The 23036-nt window shown below is 39.1% G+C and carries 24 protein-coding genes; 10 read left to right on the top strand and 14 right to left on the bottom strand.

Translation table 11 applies throughout. From position 1 onward, the window contains the following. Positions 1-20: 20 nt before the first annotated feature. The gene (locus tag QUB80_RS33220; protein WP_289793727.1) at positions 21-1541 is read right to left on the bottom strand and encodes an ABC transporter permease subunit; all 1521 of its coding nucleotides are present in this window, start codon (positions 1539-1541) and stop codon (positions 21-23) included. Between QUB80_RS33220 and QUB80_RS33215 the strand changes: the two genes are divergently transcribed. Together QUB80_RS33215 and QUB80_RS33210 are read left to right on the top strand one after the other, a co-directional pair. Beyond that, the gene (locus QUB80_RS33215) at positions 1444-1692 is read left to right on the top strand and encodes a hypothetical protein (RefSeq protein WP_289793765.1); all 249 of its coding nucleotides are present in this window, start codon (positions 1444-1446) and stop codon (positions 1690-1692) included. The two genes, QUB80_RS33220 and QUB80_RS33215, sit on opposite strands and share 98 nt — an antisense overlap. Next, a complete protein-coding gene (locus tag QUB80_RS33210) occupies positions 1661-2434 on the top strand; it encodes an amino acid ABC transporter ATP-binding protein (RefSeq protein ID WP_289793726.1) in 774 nt (257 codons plus the stop codon). The genes QUB80_RS33215 and QUB80_RS33210 overlap by 32 nt, the downstream gene beginning before the upstream one ends. A gap of 127 nt (positions 2435-2561) precedes the next feature. On the opposite strand, the gene QUB80_RS33205 is transcribed toward QUB80_RS33210, so the two are convergent. After that, the gene (locus QUB80_RS33205; RefSeq protein ID WP_289793725.1) at positions 2562-3515 is read right to left on the bottom strand and encodes a hypothetical protein; all 954 of its coding nucleotides are present in this window, start codon (positions 3513-3515) and stop codon (positions 2562-2564) included. Positions 3516-3978: 463 nt separating this feature from the next. On the opposite strand from QUB80_RS33205, the gene QUB80_RS33200 reads away from it, so the two are divergent. After that, a complete protein-coding gene (locus QUB80_RS33200) occupies positions 3979-5499 on the top strand; it encodes a cryptochrome/photolyase family protein (RefSeq protein WP_289793724.1) in 1521 nt (506 codons plus the stop codon). Between the two features lie 341 nt (positions 5500-5840). Here QUB80_RS33200 and QUB80_RS33195 read toward each other — a convergent pair whose 3' ends face one another. Next, a complete protein-coding gene (locus tag QUB80_RS33195) occupies positions 5841-6713 on the bottom strand; it encodes an MBL fold metallo-hydrolase (RefSeq protein WP_289793723.1) in 873 nt (290 codons plus the stop codon). A gap of 320 nt (positions 6714-7033) precedes the next feature. Between QUB80_RS33195 and QUB80_RS33190 the strand changes: the two genes are divergently transcribed. After that, positions 7034-7663 carry a DUF3611 family protein gene (locus QUB80_RS33190; protein WP_289793722.1) on the top strand — a complete coding sequence of 210 codons (630 nt, stop codon included), beginning with the start codon at positions 7034-7036 and terminating at the stop codon, positions 7661-7663. 178 nt (positions 7664-7841) lie between these two features. Here the strand turns inward: QUB80_RS33190 and QUB80_RS33185 are convergent, their stop codons facing one another. The 3 genes from QUB80_RS33185 to upp all read right to left on the bottom strand — a co-directional run bounded on the left by QUB80_RS33185 (position 7842) and on the right by upp (position 9329). After that, positions 7842-8114 carry a YggT family protein gene (locus tag QUB80_RS33185; protein WP_289793721.1) on the bottom strand — a complete coding sequence of 91 codons (273 nt, stop codon included), beginning with the start codon at positions 8112-8114 and terminating at the stop codon, positions 7842-7844. 139 nt (positions 8115-8253) lie between these two features. After that, positions 8254-8604, bottom strand: coding sequence for a ssl2009 family thylakoid membrane protein (locus QUB80_RS33180; RefSeq protein WP_289793720.1), 351 nt, complete (start codon positions 8602-8604; stop codon positions 8254-8256). Between the two features lie 74 nt (positions 8605-8678). Beyond that, on the bottom strand, positions 8679-9329 hold the full coding sequence (gene upp / locus QUB80_RS33175) for a uracil phosphoribosyltransferase (protein ID WP_289793719.1): 651 nt from the start codon (positions 9327-9329) through the stop codon (positions 8679-8681). 336 nt (positions 9330-9665) lie between these two features. Here upp and crtH point away from each other — a divergent pair, with 336 nt between their 5' ends. From crtH to QUB80_RS33155, 4 genes are all read left to right on the top strand, one after another. Continuing rightward, positions 9666-11207, top strand: coding sequence for a carotenoid isomerase (gene crtH, locus QUB80_RS33170; RefSeq protein ID WP_289793718.1), 1542 nt, complete (start codon positions 9666-9668; stop codon positions 11205-11207). Positions 11208-11430: 223 nt separating this feature from the next. Continuing rightward, positions 11431-11700, top strand: coding sequence for an RNA recognition motif domain-containing protein (locus QUB80_RS33165; RefSeq protein WP_016872798.1), 270 nt, complete (start codon positions 11431-11433; stop codon positions 11698-11700). A gap of 331 nt (positions 11701-12031) precedes the next feature. After that, on the top strand, positions 12032-12295 hold the full coding sequence (locus tag QUB80_RS33160) for an eL43 family ribosomal protein (RefSeq protein WP_289793717.1): 264 nt from the start codon (positions 12032-12034) through the stop codon (positions 12293-12295). 79 nt (positions 12296-12374) lie between these two features. Further along, positions 12375-12929 carry a pentapeptide repeat-containing protein gene (locus tag QUB80_RS33155; protein ID WP_289793716.1) on the top strand — a complete coding sequence of 185 codons (555 nt, stop codon included), beginning with the start codon at positions 12375-12377 and terminating at the stop codon, positions 12927-12929. Between the two features lie 128 nt (positions 12930-13057). On the opposite strand, the gene QUB80_RS33150 is transcribed toward QUB80_RS33155, so the two are convergent. From QUB80_RS33150 to QUB80_RS33140, 3 genes are all read right to left on the bottom strand, one after another. Beyond that, positions 13058-13879 (bottom strand): sterol desaturase family protein, encoded by an 822-nt coding sequence (locus QUB80_RS33150; RefSeq protein ID WP_289793763.1) that lies wholly within the window; start codon positions 13877-13879, stop codon positions 13058-13060. A gap of 133 nt (positions 13880-14012) precedes the next feature. After that, positions 14013-15182: a formate-dependent phosphoribosylglycinamide formyltransferase gene (purT, locus tag QUB80_RS33145; RefSeq protein WP_289793715.1), complete on the bottom strand. Its 1170-nt coding sequence runs from the start codon at positions 15180-15182 to the stop codon at positions 14013-14015. Positions 15183-15334: 152 nt separating this feature from the next. Next, on the bottom strand, positions 15335-15820 hold the full coding sequence (locus QUB80_RS33140; RefSeq protein ID WP_289793714.1) for a pentapeptide repeat-containing protein: 486 nt from the start codon (positions 15818-15820) through the stop codon (positions 15335-15337). A 178-nt stretch (positions 15821-15998) separates the two neighbouring features. On the opposite strand from QUB80_RS33140, the gene QUB80_RS33135 reads away from it, so the two are divergent. Continuing rightward, positions 15999-16562: a hypothetical protein gene (locus tag QUB80_RS33135; protein WP_289793713.1), complete on the top strand. Its 564-nt coding sequence runs from the start codon at positions 15999-16001 to the stop codon at positions 16560-16562. Between the two features lie 18 nt (positions 16563-16580). Here the strand turns inward: QUB80_RS33135 and QUB80_RS33130 are convergent, their stop codons facing one another. The 3 genes from QUB80_RS33130 to QUB80_RS33120 form a co-directional block, all read right to left on the bottom strand. Continuing rightward, positions 16581-17207 (bottom strand): TenA family protein, encoded by a 627-nt coding sequence (locus QUB80_RS33130; protein ID WP_289793712.1) that lies wholly within the window; start codon positions 17205-17207, stop codon positions 16581-16583. Positions 17208-17421: 214 nt separating this feature from the next. Beyond that, positions 17422-17673 (bottom strand): acetyltransferase, encoded by a 252-nt coding sequence (locus tag QUB80_RS33125; RefSeq protein WP_289793711.1) that lies wholly within the window; start codon positions 17671-17673, stop codon positions 17422-17424. Between the two features lie 170 nt (positions 17674-17843). Further along, on the bottom strand, positions 17844-19160 hold the full coding sequence (locus tag QUB80_RS33120) for an NAD(P)/FAD-dependent oxidoreductase (protein ID WP_289793710.1): 1317 nt from the start codon (positions 19158-19160) through the stop codon (positions 17844-17846). Between the two features lie 706 nt (positions 19161-19866). Here QUB80_RS33120 and QUB80_RS33115 point away from each other — a divergent pair. Further along, positions 19867-20295 (top strand): hypothetical protein, encoded by a 429-nt coding sequence (locus QUB80_RS33115; RefSeq protein WP_289793709.1) that lies wholly within the window; start codon positions 19867-19869, stop codon positions 20293-20295. A gap of 45 nt (positions 20296-20340) precedes the next feature. On the opposite strand, the gene QUB80_RS33110 is transcribed toward QUB80_RS33115, so the two are convergent. Next, positions 20341-21240 (bottom strand): DUF3267 domain-containing protein, encoded by a 900-nt coding sequence (locus tag QUB80_RS33110; protein WP_289793708.1) that lies wholly within the window; start codon positions 21238-21240, stop codon positions 20341-20343. Positions 21241-21524: 284 nt separating this feature from the next. After that, positions 21525-22466: an S-layer homology domain-containing protein gene (locus tag QUB80_RS33105; RefSeq protein WP_289793707.1), complete on the bottom strand. Its 942-nt coding sequence runs from the start codon at positions 22464-22466 to the stop codon at positions 21525-21527. Between the last annotated feature and the right edge of the window lie 570 nt (positions 22467-23036).

Here is a 23036-nt window from a genome sequence, read left to right as displayed (position 1 = left end):
AATTACTAGTTTCTAGTCACCTATTTTTTGCGCGATCGCTTGACTGGATTCATCCAAATTTCTAACTTAGAAAAAGCTTGTGAAGAAAGTAGTGTCAAACATAAGTAAACTATAGCCACAGCTGTATAAATTTCAAAGGTACGATAATTTTCTGAAACAATTAATTGTCCTTTACGGAATAGTTCTTCAAAACCAATAATTGCAACTAAACTGGTATCTTTGAGCAAACTAATAAACTCATTACCTAATGGTGGTATCATTCGCCGAAAAGCTTGGGGAAAAATCACATAGCGCATCGTTTGCACAGAATCTAAACCTAATGACTGTGAAGCCTCCTTTTGCCCTGGCTCTATAGATTGAATACCAGCTCGGACTATTTCTGCAATATAAGCGGCGCTATTCAAACTTAATGCTATTACTGCTGCTACAAAACGATTAAAGGTAAATGTTGAACCCAATTCTTGGATAATGGCAGGTATACCAAAGTAAATTATAAAGATTTGCACTAGCAAGGGCGTTCCTCGAAAAAAATCTACATATACTCTTGCTAGCCAACGTATAGGTTTAAGATTGGAAAGGCGTAAAATTCCAATTAAAGAACCACCAATTAAACCAAAAATTACCGAGACTACAGTTAGTTGCAGCGTTATTAATGCTCCTTGTAACAAAATGGGAATAGACTGCAAAACCAAATTAATGGAAGTGACAAATCTAGATGCTCCAACAGGAGTCGCAGTTGTAAACGTTAATTTTTCTGGTAATTGAGGTGGCGCAGTTTTAAACCACTTTTGATAAATTTTGGTGTAGGTGCCATCTTTCAATACTGCTGCCAAACCTTGATTTATTGATACTAAATTCGGTGAATCTTTTGCTGTGGCAATGCCGTAATACTCCTCAGTGAGTAGTTGCTGCACCACCTTAATGCCTTGGAGATTACCAGTATTAATTGCATACAAAGTCACTGGTGCATCGTTAATTACCGCATCTACATTGCCGTTGAGTAGCTCCTGAAGCGCTAAAGGTGCAGAATCGAAGCTCCGAATTTGTGCGCCAGAAATACTCTTAGCTTTGCCTGCACCAGTGGTGCCAATTTGTACGGCAACTTTTTTATTTTTGAGACTCTCAAAATTAGTAATATCTTGATTATTAGTACGGACAGCTATTGCTAAACCTGCTCTAAAATAAGGACGTGAAAACGAGATAGTTTTTGCGCGTTCTTCTGTAATAGTGATGGCACTAATTGCTGCATCCACTGTTTTTGCTTGCAAAGCTGGGATAATTCCATCGAAAGGTAAACTTTGAAACTCAACTATAAAATCACTGCTGTTGGCGATCGCTTTCATTAAATCAATATCAAAACCCTGCAACTCACCCCCTTGCCCTTGAAACTCCATTGGTGGAAATGCAGGCTCTGTCGCCACCCTCAAAGTTTTAACCGCGCCATTGACACTCGAATTGAAACTACAACCACCAAGCAGCAGACAACTAAATCCAATCAGTAAACTCAAACGCAACCACCGTATCACAGCCAACTTAGCCATACTTCCTCTTTTTCTGCGTTCTCTGTATCTGGAGCGGTTTGAAAATCAAGTCAACTTTAACACCAACCGTCCTGATGGCAGTCAGATTACAATCAACTGTAATGCAGCTGAATTTGGCTATGAACAACTCTACTCCCGCGATCGCATTTGAAAACATTGAAAAAAACTTTGGCTCCCTCAAAGTTCTTAAAGGGATTAGCGGCAAAATTCACCGTACGGAAGTAGTGGCGATCATTGGCCCCTCTGGTTGTGGTAAAAGTACTTTACTACGCTGCTTGAATCGCTTGGAAACTATTGATGGTGGGCATTTACTAGTTAATGGTATCGATTTATCCCATCCTCGTTTCAACAAAAAGCAACTGCGACAACTGCGGACACAGGTAGGCATGGTTTTCCAACAATTTAACTTGTTTCCTCATTTGACTGTTCTAGAAAATTTAATACTCGCTCCCTGCAAGGTGCTAGGGAAAACTCGTAAAGAAAGTGTCCAACTGGCGGGGCTTTATCTCGAAAAAGTAGGGCTTTTTGACAAAGCCTCAGCCTACCCAGAACAACTTTCAGGCGGACAAAAACAACGGGTAGCGATCGCTCGTAGTTTGTGCATGAATCCCCAAATCATGCTCTTTGATGAACCAACTAGTGCTCTAGATCCTGAACTTGTAGGCGAGGTTTTGCAAGTTATGCAGCAGTTGGCAGCAGAGGGTATGACAATGGTAGTTGTTACCCATGAAATGCTATTTGCTCGTGAAGTTGCCAATCAAGTGATATTTATGGATAAAGGTGTGGTGGCAGAACAAGGCTCCGCCCATGAAGTTCTGACAAATCCTCAAAGCGATCGCCTACGTCTTTTCCTCAGTCGCCTCAATAGAGATTGGCAGGTAAACGCCAGCTAATACAGCGTTTTGAAGTACATGAGGTACACCCCTCCCTAACCCTCCCCTTGGCAAGGGGAGGGTTAGGGAGGGGTATTTCTGTACGTCACGAAGTTGAAATCTGCTGTATCTGTAATAAAATCAAATGCTATTGGTGAGGAAATCCAGAATCAAAGTTACTTTTCATCATGTTGCTTGGAGCAACAAAATCCCGATTAGGAGTTTGGAGATTGTAAGGTGTGATGTCTGAAGATGACTGACTGCTATTCAAATTCACAGAGGTATTTGGAAATTGATTTTGAGTATTAGTGAAGCGAGAATCTAAATTATGATTGGGGATGGGAACTGAGTTTTGGGGCTGGCTTGTTGCTGTCACCGTATTATAATTATTGCCATTCATCATGGGATGACTTGGTTGTCTAGTTAACCCCGGATTTGACAGCGATCGCTCAAAGGAATTCATCTGAGTTAAACTTGTACCATGTCCAGTTGGTAGATTCTGGTTTGCTGATTGGTTGAGTGCTGTTTGCAAAGCGCTAACTGGAGCAGTACTTTGACTAGAGCTAGAAATTTCTCCTGAACCTATTTGAGTTGGCAATGCCGTTACCCCATTTACTCCAGAGAACTGGCGATCGCTTTGAAAAGCCTTTAACTGTAATAAATTTTCGGCTTGTACTACAAATGGATTTTCTAGATTGGGGATGGATGCAGGATTAGCTAACTTTAAGCCTGGATTTGAATTGGCATTAATTAAATCGTTGACTACGCCTTTATTGTCATTGGTTCTGGTATTTTTCTTTGGCGTACTAGCCGTTGAGGTTATCTCTGCATCTTCAATGTTATAAAAAAGAACTGGCAAATTATCAATATCCGCAGCGATCGCTCTATCTTCCACCGATAAAGAAGAGTCAGTAGATTTTTGTGATGCGACTTGCTCTTTTTGCCCAGTACTCAAAAAATCTGGATGTGTTAAGTATTCTTTAACCACCAACCCCACAACAGATAAAAAAATTGCTGTTCCCCAAAAACCTGGTTGGCTTAGATTCCATAATTTAGTTTTGAGATTGCCTAATAAAGTGGGGTTGAAACGACGGTTTGACATGGACAGATCCTAAACTAATCAATGCATAAAGGTTGAGAAAATTGTTGCTCTCTCATTCAAGTTAGAGAGAGTTAAGACTGATGCGGTTGGCTATAAACTACAGTACTAGAATTTTCTAGTAGTTTTACTTAGATATTTTTTTACTTTTTTTTCATGCTAACTCTAAAGCACTGAAATGTTTATTCCTTATTAGTTAATACTTTTATCCTAACTCTGGAATATAAATTAGTCATTAATAACTAGATGAAATTGTAATATAAATCGTCAAGAGATTATTTATCAAGTAAACCTAAAATGTAAGGTGCGTTACGGCTAGTTCTTACTCTGTTTAACTCTCAAAACTTTACATAGCTGTGTCACGCCACTACCACCTACCACCGTGGCGTAAGTTCTGACTTTTGTGCGTTCCGGAAGCTAACTGCGTTATGTTTATCTGTAGTTCTGGGTAGTTTTGGTACTTACAATGACGATTGGGGTTTGGATCTTAGGTGATCAGCTTTGGGAAAAACAAGCAGCTTTGCAAAGTTGTTCTCATCAACAGAATGTGCCTGTAATTCTGATTGAGTCGTTGCGTCATGTCCAAGTCAGACCCTATCATAAGCAAAAACTAGTCTTGGTTTGGTCGGCAATGCGGCATTTTGCTGAAGAATTGCGCCAATTTGGATACTCAGTAACATACAAAATTGCTGAAGATTTTGAAACACCGCTTCAAGAATGGATCGAGGCAAATCAAATTACTGAGTTGCGGGTGATGAGGCCAAGCGATCGCCCATTTTCGCAGATAATTCAAAGTTTAGAACTTTCTTGCCATAAACTTTTGATTCCCAACAATCATTTTTTGTGGACTACAGAAGAATTCAACAATTGGGCTAAAGGTAGAAAGCGCCTGCTCATGGAAGATTTTTATCGCGAAGGAAGGCGACGTTTCCAAATTTTAATTGAGAAAGACAAACCAGTGGGGGGAAAATGGAATTTTGATCAAGAAAATCGTCAACCACCAAAAGGAAAGCTAAATACACCACCTGCCCATTGGTTTGAGCCAGACGAAATTACTCGCGAGGCGATCGCCAAAGTTAATTCTCTTTCTGTGCCAACTTACGGTGAGGTGGAACCTTTTCGCTGGGCAGTAACTCGCAAACAAGCACTTCAGGTATTAGATTGGTTTCTTCAAAATCGACTTAATAACTTTGGTTTCTACCAAGATGCAATGTTGACGGGAGAAGAGACAATGTGGCACGCGCTGCTTTCTCCCTATCTGAATATCGGTTTACTTCAACCTTGGGAGGTAATTCAAGCAGTTCAACAAGCATATGAGCAACATCAACTACCTTTAAATAACGTGGAAGGGTTCATTCGTCAGGTGTTGGGTTGGCGAGAATATATGCATGGCATCTATCACTATGTCGATGCAGACTACTCGGAAAAAAATTGGTTTAACCACACACAACCACTACCGGAATTTTTTTGGACAGGTAGAACTAAAATGAATTGTTTGCACCAAGTTCTTACGCAAGTGCAGCGCACGGGCTATGCTCATCATATCCAACGGTTAATGGTGGTGAGTAATTTTGCGCTAATTGCCGGAATCTCGCCGCAATCAGTCGAAAATTGGTTTCATGCCGCGTTCATTGATGCTTATGACTGGGTAATGCAGACAAATGTCATCGGTATGGGTTTATTTGCTGATGGAGGGGTTTTGGCATCCAAACCTTATGCCGCTTCTGCTAACTACATAAATAGGATGAGTGACTATTGCAAAAGCTGTGTTTATAATCACAAAGAACGTATCGGTAAGAATGCTTGTCCGTTCAATTTTTTCTACTGGAACTTTCTAAATCGACACCGCGAGCAACTCCAACTTCAAGGGCGGATGAGCTTTATGATGAAAAATTTAGATAAAATATCCCAAGAAGAATTACAAAGCATCCGCCAACAAGCCCACGATTGGCACGCTCAAGAAATATCCTCCCCAAATTTTGGATGATTCCTCAACGAATTGATGAAAAGCCCTCTTCCCTAGTTAAGTAGGGGAGGCAAAAAGCGGAGTGGATGTTCCTCCCGCTTTATTGCCGTTGTGTTACGGGTATGCAAGGATTTGAGAGAGTTTAAGAGAATAAGAACTAGCCGTAACGCACCATAACCCTGCGGTGCTCTATGCGTTGCTTTAACGCACCCTACTGGCTAGCCAGCGTCAGTAGCAGTTATCTTGCTTTATATTGCGGCAGCTTTTCTCTACTGTCATATCTTTCTTAAGCTAGACGCTCATGGGATTAATGCAATGGCAATGACGAATTGATGAAAACCTCTCTTCCCTAGCCCCTATTTTCAATTAACTTCCATCCACTCAATACACTTTTGCATTTGCTCTTTCATAGTCTTGGCATCAGCATGATATCTTCGTCCATGACCGGGTAAAACCCATTCAAAAGTATAATTAGCTAATTTACGCATTGACTTAATTAATTCTGTCCAAGAGTAAAAGCAATATTGACGAAAAGCGAACAAATGCCCAAGTTCATCATTCCAAGCCAGATGATCGCCAGCAAACAAAAACTTGTTTTTATATAACAAGACTGTATGTCCTTTACTGTGTCCAGGAACTGGAATAATTAATAAATCAGGAGTTAACTGAGTTGGCTTTGAGCCAGTCAATTGAATTTCTACATCACGAGTATCGGCAGTAATATCATCCTTGTGAAGGATGCGCTGGCATCCAAAATGCTCTGCATACTTTTGATGATCTGCCACATCATCCATGTGAGTCAGGAACATATAACGCATTCCTCCCATCTCTTCCAAACGCTTGACTAAAGGCGGCGTAAAACGAGGGGAATCTACCAAAACATTACCTTCTGGTAGTTGAATAAAATAGCCTGCTCCACCATAGGATTTTTCTGAATGATAACCACAATCGTAAACGTTATCCTCAACAGGAATTGGAAAACTTAGCTGAACTGTTTTGATATCTTCGGGCTTCTCAATTGTGCCAATAGAACTTGTTGGGCAAGCTAAAAGTGCTTGCAGTGCTTTTATTCTTTCCTTTTTATTCGCTGGTTGATGATAAACAGCTGACATTCCCTCGGCTTCAATAAAAACTTCGGGAGCCATCCAACGACAAGTATCGCAGTCAATGCAGGTGGTATCTACATAAAAGTCGCCACTAATATTTTCGGGGCGACGCAGATTTAAATGAGCCATTTTATTAAACCTTTTTTAGCTAGTCGCAGTCATTTTCTGGAAAAGGAATGAAATTTAATATAACTATATAACTAGGTTAGCAAAGATAGTTCTTGGGTTTGATGGGCTGTTTTTGGTAGTACTTCAGCAGCAACAATTTCTCTTTGATCGCTGCCAATAAAGTAGCGATCGCAAAAATACCTCTACATAAGGCGTTAACTACCGCTACTTAAGTAATACTTTCAGCCAAGAATATTCTTACTTCAGAAAGTCGTAATCTCCTGCCCAGATTCCTACTGTTGAGATAAGAAAATCTTATCTTCCATTTAGATTAAACAGCCATGCAAGCCCAGCCAGAAGTACATACTCTTAATCCTAAATTGGAAAGAATCGCCAACATTTTACGCTTTGTTAGTTGGGTTAGCTTGTGGTTACAGCTTGGATTGGGAGCAGCTTCTGTTCTAATGTTGATTTTTGCAATTTCCGGTCGTAGCTTCAACCAAGCCATAACACCTACTCCAGGAGCACCAGGTGTAGTACCAGGTGTTAATTACAATCAAGGAACAACCCCTGGAGTTAACATTAGTATCTTTTGGGGAGTGTGTGGAATTCTTGCCTTATTATTTACTAGCTATCTCGCTTTTAGAATTACTCGCTTTGCCAAACGACTCCGCAATCCTGATCCAACATTGCATCCTAAGAAAGCAGAAGTAATGAAAGTGCTGCGAATCGCTGTAATTGCAGGTTTTGTAGGATTGTTGCTAACTATTTTGGGAGGAGGATCTGGTTTGGGTGTTCTGCTCTCAAAATCTATTGCTCAACCACAAGGGGTAGCAATTTACGATCCGACTCGGATTATTCGCTCGCTAGATATCTTTGTTGCCATGGCAAGTATGACGGGCATCACCGCTCATTACGTTGGCACAGTTGCTTCTTTGGGGTTGTTTAATTGGTTACATCCTGAGTTGTAAGCAAATTAAGTGGTTGTGCAAAATAAATTATCTAGTTAAGCAAGGGAACGGGGAACAGGGGACAGGAAAAATGTGTAATTAATTCTGTCTGGTTACTTAAAAACAAAAAACAAAATGTAGAGACATCCGTCAGGAAAGTCTCTACAATCGTAATTTTACTTGCTTTGTTGTTCCTAATTTAACCAAGCAATGGCAAACCTCTAAGAGAATAGAGTAGATTGCCAACTATGTTAAGTAGCAGAAATGCCAAGATGGGGGAAATATCGATACCACCCAGTGGGGGAATTATATTACGGAAGATATTCAGATAAGGGTCAGTAACTTGGCTTAAAGCAGCAAATGGTTGGTTGTACCAGTTGATATTGGGGAACCATGACAACAACACCCTGATAATCAGTAAGGTGCTGTAAATTTGGATGAAAGTAGCCAGTGTGGCAATCAGTAAATCCATGGATGGGTGAGTTTCCTTTCTAGCGTAAGTGTAAACTGCGGTCTTATATTTTGATTTTAAGGTAGCTTATGCTGTGGCGTATGAAGTTTGTGGCTGCTATTTGCCACAACGAAGTTGTTTTGCTCCTGTAATCTTCGATTTAGGCATCTTTGGTGAGTGGCTTTTCGTGACTTCCCTGGTTAGAGTTACTATTCACGTTGCCTAATTGCTGTCGCACTTCATCAATTGTTGCATTCAATTGGGCTATTTTATCTTCTAGCGATCGCCGCGCCGTTTCCATCTCCATGCCATCAATTTCTAGAGCTTTCATAGAACGCCGTTTCAAAGATGCTTTTCTAGTTTCTGGCTCGGTAGTAATTTGACGCTCTTCTTCGGCTGATAGTTCGCTGTCAGTGCGAGAAGCAACTACTGCACCTACAACTCCACCTATTACACTACCGAAAATCGCTCCAAGGAAAAAACCGCTTGCAAAACCATCACGCTGACTCATATTTTTACCGCCAATAAGAAACGCTGCAAGTTTTGAATTGTTTAGTTACTTATTTGTTCTAGCTGCATACTAGCTTAAGTCCCAAAGGTGCGATCGCCTGCATCTCCTAAACCTGGTACAATAAATCCCTGGCTATTAACCTCCCCATCTATAGTAGCTGTGTAAACTATGAGACCAGGATAAGCTGTACTCAATTTTTGTAAAGCTGGATGAGCAGCCACCACACATACAATCCGGATTAGAGTTGGATCGACACCCCGTTGTGTCAGTTCTTCTAGGGCTTTGAGCATAGAACCACCCGTTGCTAACATCGGATCGGTGATGAGTACGCGTGTTTGGGGCGGGAATTTTTCTGGCAATTTATTTAAATAACAAGAAGGCTGTAGTGTTTCTTCATTTCGTTCCAAGCCTAAATGGTAAATCGATGCCAAGGGCAGCAATGTTTGCGCTCCTTCTAGTAATCCTAGCCCTGCTCGCAAAATTGGCACCACAGCCACTGGTACACCCGGATCAATCAACGTTGCTGGGCAAGAAGCCAAAGGAGTGTCTACTGTTGTCTCTTGAGTCGGCAACCACTCTCTAGCTGCTTCATAAGTCAGCCAGCGTCCCAGTTCTGTCATGGCAGTGCGAAATAATACTGAAGGTGTGGCAGCATCGCGAGCAACTGCCAACCAATGTTTAATTAGGGGATGGGGTGGAACGTAAACACGCAATTGTAGCGTCATAGCCAGAAATAGGCGTTTTACAAATCGTATAGCAACTGAAACATCATAATACTCTTTCTGAATGTCCGGCTATCGGCTCAAAATTCCTATTTCTAAAAATTATTGAAAACTTTTTTCATTAATAGTTGACAGATTTTCTCAATCAAAGTTATATTAACAGTCAGTGTTCTCCTCTCTTTAAGGATCGGCAGACGGGATCAGCCAGCTTTGCAGGCTCGTCCCTCTTTTTTTTGGAGGATCTTAGGGGCTAGAAGCCAGAGACTAGGGGCTAGGAAGTAAAAATACGTGTATTTATAGGATAATTGTGATAAATATTACTACGCAATAATTTTAAAAATGACTGATTTCATGCTTCCAATCCCCAGTCCCCATTCCCCATTCCCCAATCCCGATTATGATGCGATCATCATTGGTTCTGGAATTGGTGGTTTGGTAACAGCGACTCAATTAGCAGCAAAAGGTGCTAAGGTACTTGTCTTGGAAAGCTATTTGATTCCTGGTGGTAGTGCTGGTTACTTTGAACGGCAAGGCTATCGCTTTGATGTTGGTGCGTCAATGATTTTTGGGTTTGGACAACGTGGTACAACCAACTTACTTACCCGTGCCTTGAATGCCGTTAATGTCAGTTTAGAAGTAATTCCCGATCCCGTGCAGATTCACTATCATTTGCCCAATTGTCTAAATCTCAAGGTTGAACGGATTTATGAAAAGTTTCTACAAAATTTAATTGCATATTTTCCTCATGAAGCTAAAGGTATTCGTCAATTTTATAGCGAATGCTGGAAAGTCTTTAATTGCCTCAATAGCATGGACTTATTATCACTAGAAGAACCACGCTATCTGATGCGGATGTTTTTTCGGCATCCTTTGGCTTGTTTGAGATTGTTACAGTATTTTCCGCAAAATGCTGGAGATGTTGCACGACGATACATCAAAGATCCCTTATTATTGCAATTTATTGATATGGAGTGCTATTGCTGGTCAGTAGTACCAGCAGATATGACGCCCATGATCAATGCTGGGATGGTATTTTCAGATCGTCATTATGGTGGGGTGAACTATCCTAAAGGTGGTGTGGGAAAAATAGCCCAAAAACTTGTGGAAGGACTGATTAATGCTGGAGGTGAAATTAAGTACCAAGCAAGAGTCACGCAAATTCTCTTAAACAATGGGCGAGCTATAGGTGTTAAACTGGCTAATGGTCAAACTTATTATGCCAAGCGTATCGTATCAAACGCTACACGCTGGGATACTTTCCAAAAGTTGCTGCCATTAAGTAAAATGCCTCTTAATGAGAAAAAGTGGCAGAAAAATTATCAAAAATCACCCAGTTTTTTGAGTTTACATATGGGTGTTAAAGCATCTATATTACCCGCAAAGACGGAATGCCATCACATTTTGTTAGAAGACTGGCAAAAAATGGAGGCTCCAGAAGGTACTATTTTTGTGTCGATTCCCACACTGCTAGATCGGGATTTAGCACCTGCGGGATATCATATCATCCACGCGTTTACCCCACATTGGATAGATGATTGGCAAGGGCTTTGTGTAAAGAATTATGAAGCAAAAAAAGAAGCCGCCGCTGAACGAATGATTGGGCGACTAGAGAAAATTTTTCCGGGGTTAGATGCAGGGCTAGATTATCTGGAAATAGGAACGCCACGCAGTCACCGTCGCTTTTTAGGGCGCGAAGATGGTACTTACGGAGCAATTCCTCGGCGCAAATTGCGAGGTTTACTGGCAATGCCATTTAATAGAACTGCTATTAGTGGATTGTATTGTGTGGGAGATAGTACATTTCCAGGGCAAGGATTGAATGCGGTAGCTTTTTCTGGATTTGCCTGCGCTCATAGAATAGCAGTGGATTTGGGATTGTAATTTACTTAACAACTTGTGATGCAGCGTGAGTAGCTTGATCGCCAATTGTTAGGAGTAACGTTCTACTAAGAATTACACGGAAAGAAAGCGCGATCACTTATTCCATGCTAGGGTTAAACTAAAGAGAATTATTTTCGGCTATGTAACTACGCCATAAAAATATTGTCATAGACGCCTTCCCGGATCTAAATCTCTACAACCTATTTGGTTCGAGAGGTGCTATGTGTCAATTTATATAAGTAATATATCTTATGAGGTTGAAGAAGACGACCTCAAGCGTATATTTGAAGAATACGGAACTGTTAAGAAAGTTCAAGTACCTACGAGCAAGAAAACTGGTAAGAACAAAGGATTTGCTGTTGTAGAAATGGAAACATCTGCCGAAGAAATATCGGCAATTCAAATGCTCAGAGGCGCTAAGTGGATGGGTCGTATCCTCAAAGTGAATAGAGCTAGGACTGAATTAGAAGAAGTTTACTCGTGCCATTTATAGTACTTACTCGGAAGCTGAAAAACTTGATTGTTGGTATTTCCAAATGCTAATTATTTTGCAATATTGCAGCCATAAATGGGCAATATATAATGACAAGATCTCCAACATCAAGTCGGAACTTTAGATAACTTCCATATTTAGTATAGCTTTTCATGAATAGAGGTATGAAATCAAAAATTTGACCTCTATAGACAAAGATTTCTTTCTCAAGCAAATTCCTAATCCTTTCAATAGAGATAAGTACAAATAATAACTATAGATTCAACTATAACTTGCCACAGTTAAGTATAACAATCTAAGTTAAATATATTAACAATAACCAGGTAAAAAAATGCAAGTTTTATTAAATAAATCTCTTCAAGCATTGACTCCTTCTTTAACTGGAAGAAGGGAAGAAAATACAGCTATATATACTTGGCATCTAATGAGAAGCAAGCATACTTGCCCTTGCTGCTCATATACTTTGCTACGTCATATTGACTTGAAAGGAATCTACTGGCGTTGTAGTCACTGTTACCAAGAAATGCCAGTTTATCAACCCTTACAAAAACATACAGTCACATTCACAAATCAGCAAAAAATGCTTGCTGCATAAAGCTAAAGCCAGATTGATAAAAAGCCCATTACTTAATTAATTTACAGAAATTTTGACAAATTATTAGGAGATAAAAGATATGGATGTTCAGGAACTTTTGAGACGATACGCATTAGGAGAACGGGACTTTAGCAATGTAAACCTGGTTCATGTGTGCTTAACAAATGCAAATTTAGTTGGGGCACATCTGACTGGAGCACACTTGATTCAAGCAGACTTAAGGGGGGCGGATCTGACTGCTGCACACCTTCGTCAGGCGAAGCTGAATCAGGCAACGCTTGCCGATGCAGTAATGATTAAAATATGCCTGATTAGTGCAGAATTAGTTGATGCGGATTTGAGTGGGGCAAACTTGATTAACGCGAATTTCAGTGGAGCAGACTTAAGCTATGTTAACTTAGGTGGAGCAAACTTGAAAGGGGCAGACTTAAGTAATACAAACCTTACTGGAGCAGATATTAGGGGAGCAGATCTGAGTGGAGCCAACTTGAAGGAGGCGAACCTAGATGGGGCAGACTTAAATGGAGCATATCTAGATAATTCAGATCTGAGTGGAGCAAATATTATAGGGGCAAATATGAGGAGAGCAGGCTTAAGTGGAGCAAAAATGCCCGACGGAACTATTCACGAGTAAAGGAGAAGAGAAAAATAGATTCTTGACGGTAGGAAATTGCTTTGGATTAGCGCTACCGTCTGTAGGATTCTAAAAACTGGCGATCGCATTGCTTGCATTTATAGCATTGTCTGCTACAACAACCATTGTTAAAAAATTTCATTCTCAATCCCCGTAGTATTTGTAATTACACTTTCAGCAATGTCCTCATAGCCAGGGATCTGCGTACCGAATAACTTGTCCCAAAAAGTGAAGTACAATCCATAATGCACGGTATACTTACGATGATGTATTGAGTGATGCATCGGCCCAATCAACCACTTGCCAAACCAGTGGCTTTTAAATGACGAAGAAAATACTTCAAATCCAAGATGATTCAACACAGCCCACACAGTCATCGTCATCAGCACAGCAATTAAGGTGATGAAATGAAGTGGGACTATGAAGACTATAACAATAAAGAAGAGCGCCTGTATAATCGCTTCTGGCAAGTCGAATGCAAAAGATGTCCACGGTGTTGAATCTCCTGAACGATGATGCCCATAATGCATCAACCTAAAAAGTGACGGGTGGTGGAATATCCGATGGATAAAGTAAAAGTAGGTATCCTGAAGGATGAGCACCAAAACAAAACTAACTCCTAAATACCACAGCCCGTACTCACGCAAGTCAGTGTACAAGAGTGTTACTCCCAAATCGTACTCTGACATAATGAGCGCCGCACAAACAGCAAAAACTACAGCTGACAGTACAGATAATTCGATATCTTTTAAAATTGACTGAACCATCGGAGGTTTTCGCCGCAAACTCCGTTTGGCAAGTGACTTCCCTAGAAGTGAATAGAAGAGCAAATAGGCTCCCCCAGCGAAGAGAAAGTATCGGGCGATAATCAACCCGAAGAAGACAAACAAATAGAACCAAAATGAGTGGTTCAACAATGTAAAGTTTCCTCCTGAAAGTGAGGGAAGCAAGCCATCTACCATTTGCAACCTAAATATTGTGGCTGTAGCATGACTGAGCTAGAAAGTGGCTAAAAATTCTCTATGGCACCCACTGTATTAATATCAACTTTGCGATCGCACAAACAATAGCCAAATAGACATTTTATAGTAATTTGATTTTCTTGGCGGCTCTTATCGCTTTTTCTGTTGCTTCTTTTATGTTGCTGCCCTTAGCCAAAGCTACTCCCATCCTTCGGTAAGGGTGAGCATTAGGTTTACCAAATAGCTTGATATCTACATCTTGTTCTGATAAAGCCTCAGCCACACCTGTATACACTATTGAATCTGATTTTGCCGAGGCTAAGATTACAGCACTAGCCGAAAATCCTAATTGTTCTATATGGGGAATAGGCAAACCTAAAATAGCTCTTAAATGCAATTCAAATTCATTCAAATTTTGCGAAATTAAAGTTACCATTCCTGTATCATGGGGGCGAGGTGAAAGTTCAGAAAAAATAACTTCATCTTTAGTGATAAAAAACTCAACTCCAAAAATTCCAGCACCTCCCAAAGCATCAGTAACTTTTTTCGCTATTGATTGCGCTTGTGAAATCATTTCTGTCGAAATCTCGGCTGGTTGCCAAGATTCTTGATAATCTCCTCTTTCTTGACGATGCCCAATCGGAGGACAAAAAATAGTCGGGGCATTCCACTGTTTAATAGTTAGCAAAGTAATCTCAATTTCAAAATCTATAAATTCTTCAACAATTACTTTTTGACTGTCACCTCGCGAACCTGCGATCGCATAGTTCCAAGCTTTCTCAACTTCCATGCTATCTTTAACTACAGATTGACCTTTTCCAGAAGAGGACATCACAGGTTTGACAACATTAGGAAATCCAATTTCTTTGGAAATAGCGATTAATTCTTCTAGGGTAGAGGCGTAACCATATTTAGCAGTCCTAATGCCTAATTGTTGATGTGCTAATTCTCTAATTCTATCCCGATTCATCGTATAGTTGGTTGCGGCTGCCGTCGGGATAACTGTAATCCCTCGTTGTTCAAATTCCAACAATTTTTCTGTTCTAATTGCTTCAATTTCTGGAATGATAAAATCTGGCTGATACTTGCTCACAATTCTTTCCAAGTCTTCTGCATTTAACATGGAAATAACTTCTGAGCAGTCTGCAACTTGCATTGCCGGAGCATGAGGGTAACGGTCAACGGCAATTATATAATTACCAAGACGTTGAGCAGCAATTACAAATTCTTTACCAAGTTCTCCCGAACCTAGTAACATTAATTTTTTTGGTAGCTGAATCGAATTATTCATTAATCTTCTTCTTCCTAACTCAAAATTTTTTATCTTTTAGTGTACTTTTTGTGCTAGCTTTTCATAAGTTAAGCTGCTCTTGTGAAAAGACACTTTTATTCCTATGCCTGTCTCCCGGACGTCCATGTGTTTTATTATTTCACTTAACTATTTTATATAAAATTGAACTGAGCACCGCGAGATTTTAAATTTTGGCATTGCTCTTTAGGCAACCCAATTCCTTCACCAAGTTTACATCCATCTACTAGAGTATCAAGCCAAATAGTTTCATTCAAAGTTGCATCACTTAAATTTGCACTTCTCAAATCTGCTCTTGTAAAATTGGCAAAGATTAAATCTGAATTTACTAAACTACTTCCGCTTAAATTTGCATCTGTAAAATTACCACGAATAAAGTTAGAATTATTCAAATCTAAGCCTGATAAATCTGAGCCTGTTAAATTAGGAAATTTTAGTTGATTAGGGTTTTGCAAAAATCTATTTACACAAGTTATATTTGCCTCATTCAAGGAAATTTTGATTAAAAAATCATAACGAGCAATACCGAGTTGCTTGAGAATTTGCAAACGTTTTTCAGGAGTTTGTTTTAGAAAATAGACAGCACTGTAGTAGGAATTATGAAATATATTATCTAACATCCTAAATACTGTATAATAATTCTTTTTGTGCTTAATTTTTTTATATTGTTTGCTTACATAGTTAAGAGATATTTTTGTTAATATAATTCAATTATCGAATTGACATCATACAATTTTAATCACACCATTGTCAAAACTAAGCAAAGTGACTATCTCCATTATATAAGCACCTATGAAAATGAAAAAAATTGCAAGACTACATCAAATCCAACCTCGTGTATTGGTGACAACAATAGGTTTAGGAGTGCTTCTACTAGCTTCATTTACTTTTTTTCTATTTGATATTCTCAAAATCAGAGTTATAAATGTTGATAATGCTAGGAGAATATTAGCCGAGCAAAAGCGAAAAGAGAATAATAATTTTGGTATATCTAAAATTGCCTTTCAACAGGGTTCAAATAATAAAGGACTTGATTTGAGGTGTTTAAATTGGTCTTCAAAACAGTTGTACAATGGTTGGAGCAATATTGGCAAAGACCATGACTTTTTTATTGATTATTATCTACCCTCTGGCAAAAAAGCTATTATTTGTACAACACCTGCATTAGCTACTGCACTAGCTGCAAACTCTAAAACAAGATTTTTATATGAAGTGTCCACGACTGAGTTAGATGATGGTTTATATGTTCGGATTGTTGTTGGACTTTCAGAAGTTAGGGAAACTTGTAAATTAATTACAGGTAGTGTTGATTGTTTGAACTCAATATTGATGCGACAAGCAATAGTGAAATATGAGCCTTGAAACTGATTGTTTATATTGTTACTGTACCGCATTAAAAGCCATCTGCCAAAAATCTTTTTCAAATTTCGCCACTTTTATGAAAGCTTCTTCAGCTTGGTTTTGAATAGAAGTGGAAGCTGTTTGTAATACTTGATCAGCTTGCTGTTCTAAGAGTTTTACATATGCTGTAAAGTCAGAATTACCCCATCTATGTGCAAATTCGTTGTAGGGTGCGGGCATAGCACCAGGTAATTGCCAACCTTGATTATAGGCACATTCAATAGCCCACAATGCAGTTGCTTGTACTGGATAAGGCATATCGGCTAGGCTATGCATATATTTACAGTATTGCTCACAAGTTGGCTGTTTTTTTGTATCAAGATTAAGTTGTCGTTCAGCCGCTTTTTCTTTAAACCAATTAAGCTCATCTTTAAGTGCTGCTAATCCTACAAGTATCACATCAAAATGTTGTGGAGGCGCACTAGCTAATACTCTTGCCAGCATCCGCGTAAAATCGATAACAAATAAGTAATCTTGTACTAACCATGTATTAAATTGATGAGGTTGAATTGTACCTGATTTACAATTTTCTAAAAAAGGATGCACAGTAGCTTCATGCCAAATTTCTGTGTATTTTTGGAGAATGTGAGCGCAGGTAAAAGACATAATTAAAAACTTAGTTAAATCACTACATAATCATTTTTATAGGCAATAGCAAAGGGCGATCGCCTGGGATAAATCAGTGAAATTGATTAGTAGCGATCGCCCTTTGGATACCGAACAATCTCAAATTTTTATTGCTACTCCAGAAAGTATCGTTGCCTTGAGTGTTTTCACACTAGATCAGCAGCGAAATTACTAGTTGCTCTCTTACAAATAATTAGCCGTTCTTAAGACTTAGCTCCTTTTGATTAGTAGAACGTTCTGTATCGCGATAATGGGCATCCAGCCAACAACGCGGCAAACGTTCACCAGAAGGAAACGCCAATTCTATTTTTTGATAGCAAGCTGGATCTTGCATCTCTTCACCAAAGTGATCGACTCCTGTTACTTCTTTAGCACAGGGGTTGAAGAGTTGATCTAAGGTTAAAATTTCGATTAAATCTCCTGTAGGCTTGTGCATCAAGAACATAGTAATTCTCCTATGTCAAGAACTCCTAGCTAAATGCTATAACGAACCTAATCAAGAGATTCATCTCCGAAATAGATCGCAAAATTAAGATACATCAATAGACACTAGTAGTTCGCCACTATAGATCCCCGACTTTTTTACAGAAGTCGGGGATATGAACACTTTCAGTATCAACTCTGCCCTTGCTTCCAACCCTTTAACTTCAAAGCATCACCCTCAAACCGTTTCCCTTTTAACATCCGATTCCAGTAAACCCAAGGTAAAACATGGCGCTTCACCAACCACATACTGTAACGTTCCTCCCTGGGATCAACTGGAAAAGTAGACATGGGTTGGTTAGTGTAATCAAACTCTGCCATGATAACTTTGCCGTATCCCGTAATTAGCGGACAGCAAGTATAGCCGTTATAGCTTCCTGTCAAAGAGCTAGAGTCGATGAGAGCCAGTAAATTCTCTACCAGCACAGGAGCTTGTCGGCGAATGGCAGCTGCCGTTTTGGAAGTTGGCAAAGAAGAAGCATCTCCCAAACTAAAGACATTAGGATAAATATTGTGCTGCAATGTCTCTTTATTGACATCTACCCAACCTTTTCCAGCCCCCTCAGCAACAGCCAGCTTGCTAGTCTTAATGAAATCAGGAGCGCTCATTGGTGGGGTTACGTGAATTATGTCATAGGGGATAACTACCTGCTGTACACCTTCGTCTGTGGTGACATCGAAAACTGCTTCTTTAGCTTCCGCCCGGATTGCTTTGAGATTGTGTTTGAATTTTAATTGAATATTTCGGCGATCAACTACTTTGAGCAATCTTTCTGCATAAGCAGGAACAGGAAAAATCGCACCTACAGCAGAGCAAAACATCATGTTAGTTTTGTTGCAAACACCCTGCTTGCGAAAGGCATCATCAGCCATATACATAATTTTTTGGGGAGCGCCACCGCATTTAATCGGAGTTGCTGGGAAGGTAAATAAAGCATTCCCTCCTTGAAAATTCCGAATTACTTCCCAAGTATGGGGAGCATATTCAAACGCGTAATTACTGCATACTCCTCCCTTACCTAATGCATCTTGCAAGCCTTCTATCAAATGCCAATCAATTTGAATACCAGGGCATAGCACTAAGTAATCGTAGTGAATTTGTTTACCACAACGGCTAAGTACAGTATTATTATCGGGGTCTAGTTCGGTAGCATAATCTCGAATCCAAGTTACTCCTTTGGGAATACAGCTTTGTTCTGACTTAACCGTAGCATCAATGCTGTATTGCCCTCCTCCTACCAACGTCCAAGCTGGTTGGTAGTAATGTTTATCGTTTGGTTCTACAATGGCTATATTGAGTTTGCCATTCTTCGTTTGCAATTGGGATGCGACTGTAATTCCTGCGGCACCGCCACCTACAATAACAATTTGGTAATGTAGCTTTTCCTGAGTAGAACTATTGGCAGCAATTTCCGAAGTATTTGTTTTCGCTTGAATGACTGATGACATATTTTCTTGAAGTAATTTGAAACAAATTAATAGAAGCTTGTAGATGCTGCGGGGTGATTGAAGTTATGAGTAATGCAAATAGCAGTGTTAGCTTACTTTACTTTTGTTGAGGAAGAAAAATTACCTGTGAAAAATTTCATCTTGACTGATGTTAAATCGTTCTGAGAAACATCTCTAACTTTCACATAACTTTCACAATTTTTCGTGAAACTTTTATTGTCTCTACTAATGACACAGATTAGCTGAATTGCTTAGAAAATCTTTACGTAGATTTTGAATCTAACGAAATATAGAAATCCGATTTGATGATTGAAAAAATCTAAAGTATTTGTAGGGAAGGTAATTTGTGGTGTAAATTTTCTGACCACAAAACGGTCGTTGTGTTAAAACGAAGTCCGTAAGCACCAAGACTTGGAGATGGTGCGTTACACCAATACATCCTACGTATGTATTCAAAAAATACTAATCCTACAGACACGTAGATAATAATTACGAATTATACTTATATAGATAATATAGATAATATAGATAAATTTAGTAGTTATAAAATATACAACTAATGAAAAATTATTAAATTATTAAAGATTGCCAATAATCTTTCTTGTGAAGCATACATGAGAAAAGCTTGACGTATAAAATTTCAATTATTATTTATACTTCATACAATCATTATCAAACTCTATCCAGCATGGTTAACAGTTAGGTTATGAATGTTGAAATTTTCAATCATTTCCCTTGGACACCTGTAATGTTACTGTGGCTTTCTTATGCTTTCTTAGGATGGTATCTATCTGTTCACCACATTATTTGGGTTGTGGGAATATTGGTAGTAGGTTTAGTGCTTACAGTTGTTGGGCAGAGCTTATCTTGGTTAGACCGTTTAATTAGATATGGTTCTCAAATATTAATAGTAGTTTTATGTTTAAGTGCATCGGTTGCTTTAGTAGCGACTTGGTCATTATTTTTTACGTTTGTTCTAACGCCATTAGCAACTACAGTTTTAGCCGAAATAGAGTTGCGCTTTGCAGGCTTTAGTAAACGAGACGCACTGTTGTTATTGAGTTTGGTTGCTGCCTTTGGTTTGGGAGTAGGTGAAACAATAGATTTATTTTTCTTGCCCAGTGGCAGATATTAATCTATCAAATTGTGAAACGCTTCAAATAGTGAACTTCTCAAAACTCTAATTTGATGATTGGCTTCGGAAAAATACCTGCACTAAAATACCCAAAATTCCAATTCCAGCAGCTATTAGTAGTAAAGACACCAAGTTAAAAGTAAGCCCAAATCCTGTTGCGTCATTTTGCCACCGGATCAGCCAAAAAGCATCTGTACCTAGCATAAATGAGGGTACTTGCAAAATATTAAAAATCAGGGGTAGCAAAAAACTACCTATCAAAAACACCATTAAGACTATTAACGTGATGTTACCCCAAGCTCCCAAAACCGAACGAGTTTTGTCAATAGAAGATTTAAAGGGTAAAGAACGAGGATCTATCTCACCAGGAGTATAAATTGCCATACCTGCACGACGATCTTCTACTTGAATTAACTGTGGGCAACGCAGAAGCAGTATAGCCATCCAGATATCACCACTTGCACCAGAAGTATTAATTACTAATACCCAAACTAACCAAGTAGCTTGTGGAAAGATTGCTAGTAAAACCAAACACACCAAATCAATCACTATCAAGGGAGCAAGCCCAATTGTTACAAAGGCGTTGCGAGAAAATATATCTCCTGGTGATGTGGCGTAAGCATAGGGAAAGAAATATTTAACTTTGATACCATAACGGGGTGATCCGCCAAAAGCACGAAAAGCCAACCCATGTAATAATTCGTGAATGACGAGCGTACCAAAAAAAATCACAACAAAAGCCAGAAACGTCAGAAATCCAGTCCAGGTTTGGGAAGATGTTTGCCAAGAAAATGTCCACGGTTGCCCGTGAATTACTTGATACAATCTACTTACGCCTGCCAGAGTTAGGACAAACAACAGGATACTCAAACTTGTCCAACGCAGAGCCAACTCAGGTGTGATGCGGAAAACATAAGTTGGTTCTCTATAAGTCGATATTGTCATGATTACGCCATTTCTTTGCCTATATCTCGCCTGCGCCGTAAGCATCTAGCTATGTCGCCAGTGGTAACAAACCCTTGCAAAGAGGTATTTTTGGTAACTGAAAGTTGCCTGTTATTTTCGGAGCGATCGCCAGATAATTAGTTACATTGTTCACTACTAACTCTCCAGAGGAAGCTACACAAGAGTGCAATGATCACTCAACGCGAATTTCAAAATCATGCAAATTCTGATTGAGATTACATCAATATATGAATTAGCAATCACAAATCAGAAGACATAAAATACTATTGACCATTCTGGTTGGTATTATCAGTACGAACAATGTACTGATAAGTTGGCGTATTAATCGCAATAGGTTCTACTTTCCCTTGAGCAACTAAGGTTTGATAAATCAGAGCAGCAACCTCAGCACGAGTGGCAGGCTGATTAGGATTTAGCACATTGGAATTAGGATAGTTGACTACTATATTTTTTTGGGTTGCTGTTGCTACCGAGCCAACTGCATATTGAGGAATCTGATTGGCATCTTTGTAAGTTTCACTAATGAGAACTGATGCCGGGCGCTGAGGAGTTGTTGTTGATGCTGTTGTTGTCGGTGGTGTTTCTGCCTGGGCTGGTGGAACCATTAAAGGCTGCATTAAGGAGGTAATTGCTAATGGGAAGAATAAAAATGGCCTTTTTGCCCTTTGTTGTCTCCTGGGTGCAGTAGCTGTCGGTGGGATTGTGGCTGGTGCAGTAGTTGCTGGTGCTGTTGATGTAGCAGGAGTTAAATCTAAACCTCTTGTTAAAGCTACAATGGCTTCAACTTTGGTAACTTCTTGACGCGGGCGAAAATAACCACCAGGGTAGCCTGCCATAAATCCTTGTTGATAAGCTTGCTCAATTGCATTAGCTGCCCAATAATTTGTAGGAACATCTTTGTAGACAGATCCACTTTCTATTTGCCGTATTGGCTCTTGATCAAAGGCTTGGCGAATGATTGCGGCAAATTCGTCACGCTCTATAGTTTGTTCTGGTCGATATGTACCATCTGGATATCCGGTAATAACATTTCTTAAAGCCAAACCACGAATAAATGGTTGCGCCCAATAACTAGGTTCAACATCAGGAAAAACAGTCTGTGTTGAATTTTGAGCATGAGTTCTTAACGGCGCAGATGCAAACACTGTCAAACATAAAGCTGACAAAGATGTACTGACTAACAACCATCTAGGTAAACTAATCATCAAAAATTACTCCTACGATTGTCTGATTCTGTCTAATTGATTTAATCTTATTATTGTGGGTATTCAGATTTTGTCTATCTAACAAAATTTAAAATATACATCTGTGGATAGATGATATTTGGCAATTATTTTTAGTTATTTGAAAAAGATATGTTTGGAATTTGAAAATAAGCTAATTAACGCTATTACAATTGCGTGATTTATCAATAAAAAACTTGAGATTTAAAAATATCAACAAATATTAATTTAAATCTTAGTTGTTTTATGATTTAAAAGACAAAGCTGTGTAGTTAAAGTGAAAATTCAATAGCAGATTCACAAGTTAATACTTAAATACGTAGTAATTTGAGGTATAATAACAAGTAAGTGCGTCGAAAAGTGCGCTCTCTAATTTTGTTTTAGATATCTAAAATTTCTGCAATGGTACCAACTTGGCGAAGCTAATGATACCTGTTGTTCAATTTTCGCCCCATCTAGGCGATCGCAGTTAAATCAAAGCTAACAAAAAGTTAAAAACTAAATAAAATACATAATTTTTGTACAATTATGGTACAAAAGCATAGATATTTA

The organism is Chlorogloeopsis sp. ULAP01 (assembly GCF_030381805.1).
Taxonomy (GTDB): Bacteria; Cyanobacteriota; Cyanobacteriia; order Cyanobacteriales; family Nostocaceae; genus Chlorogloeopsis.
This window is presented reverse-complemented; position numbering and strand designations above follow the sequence as displayed.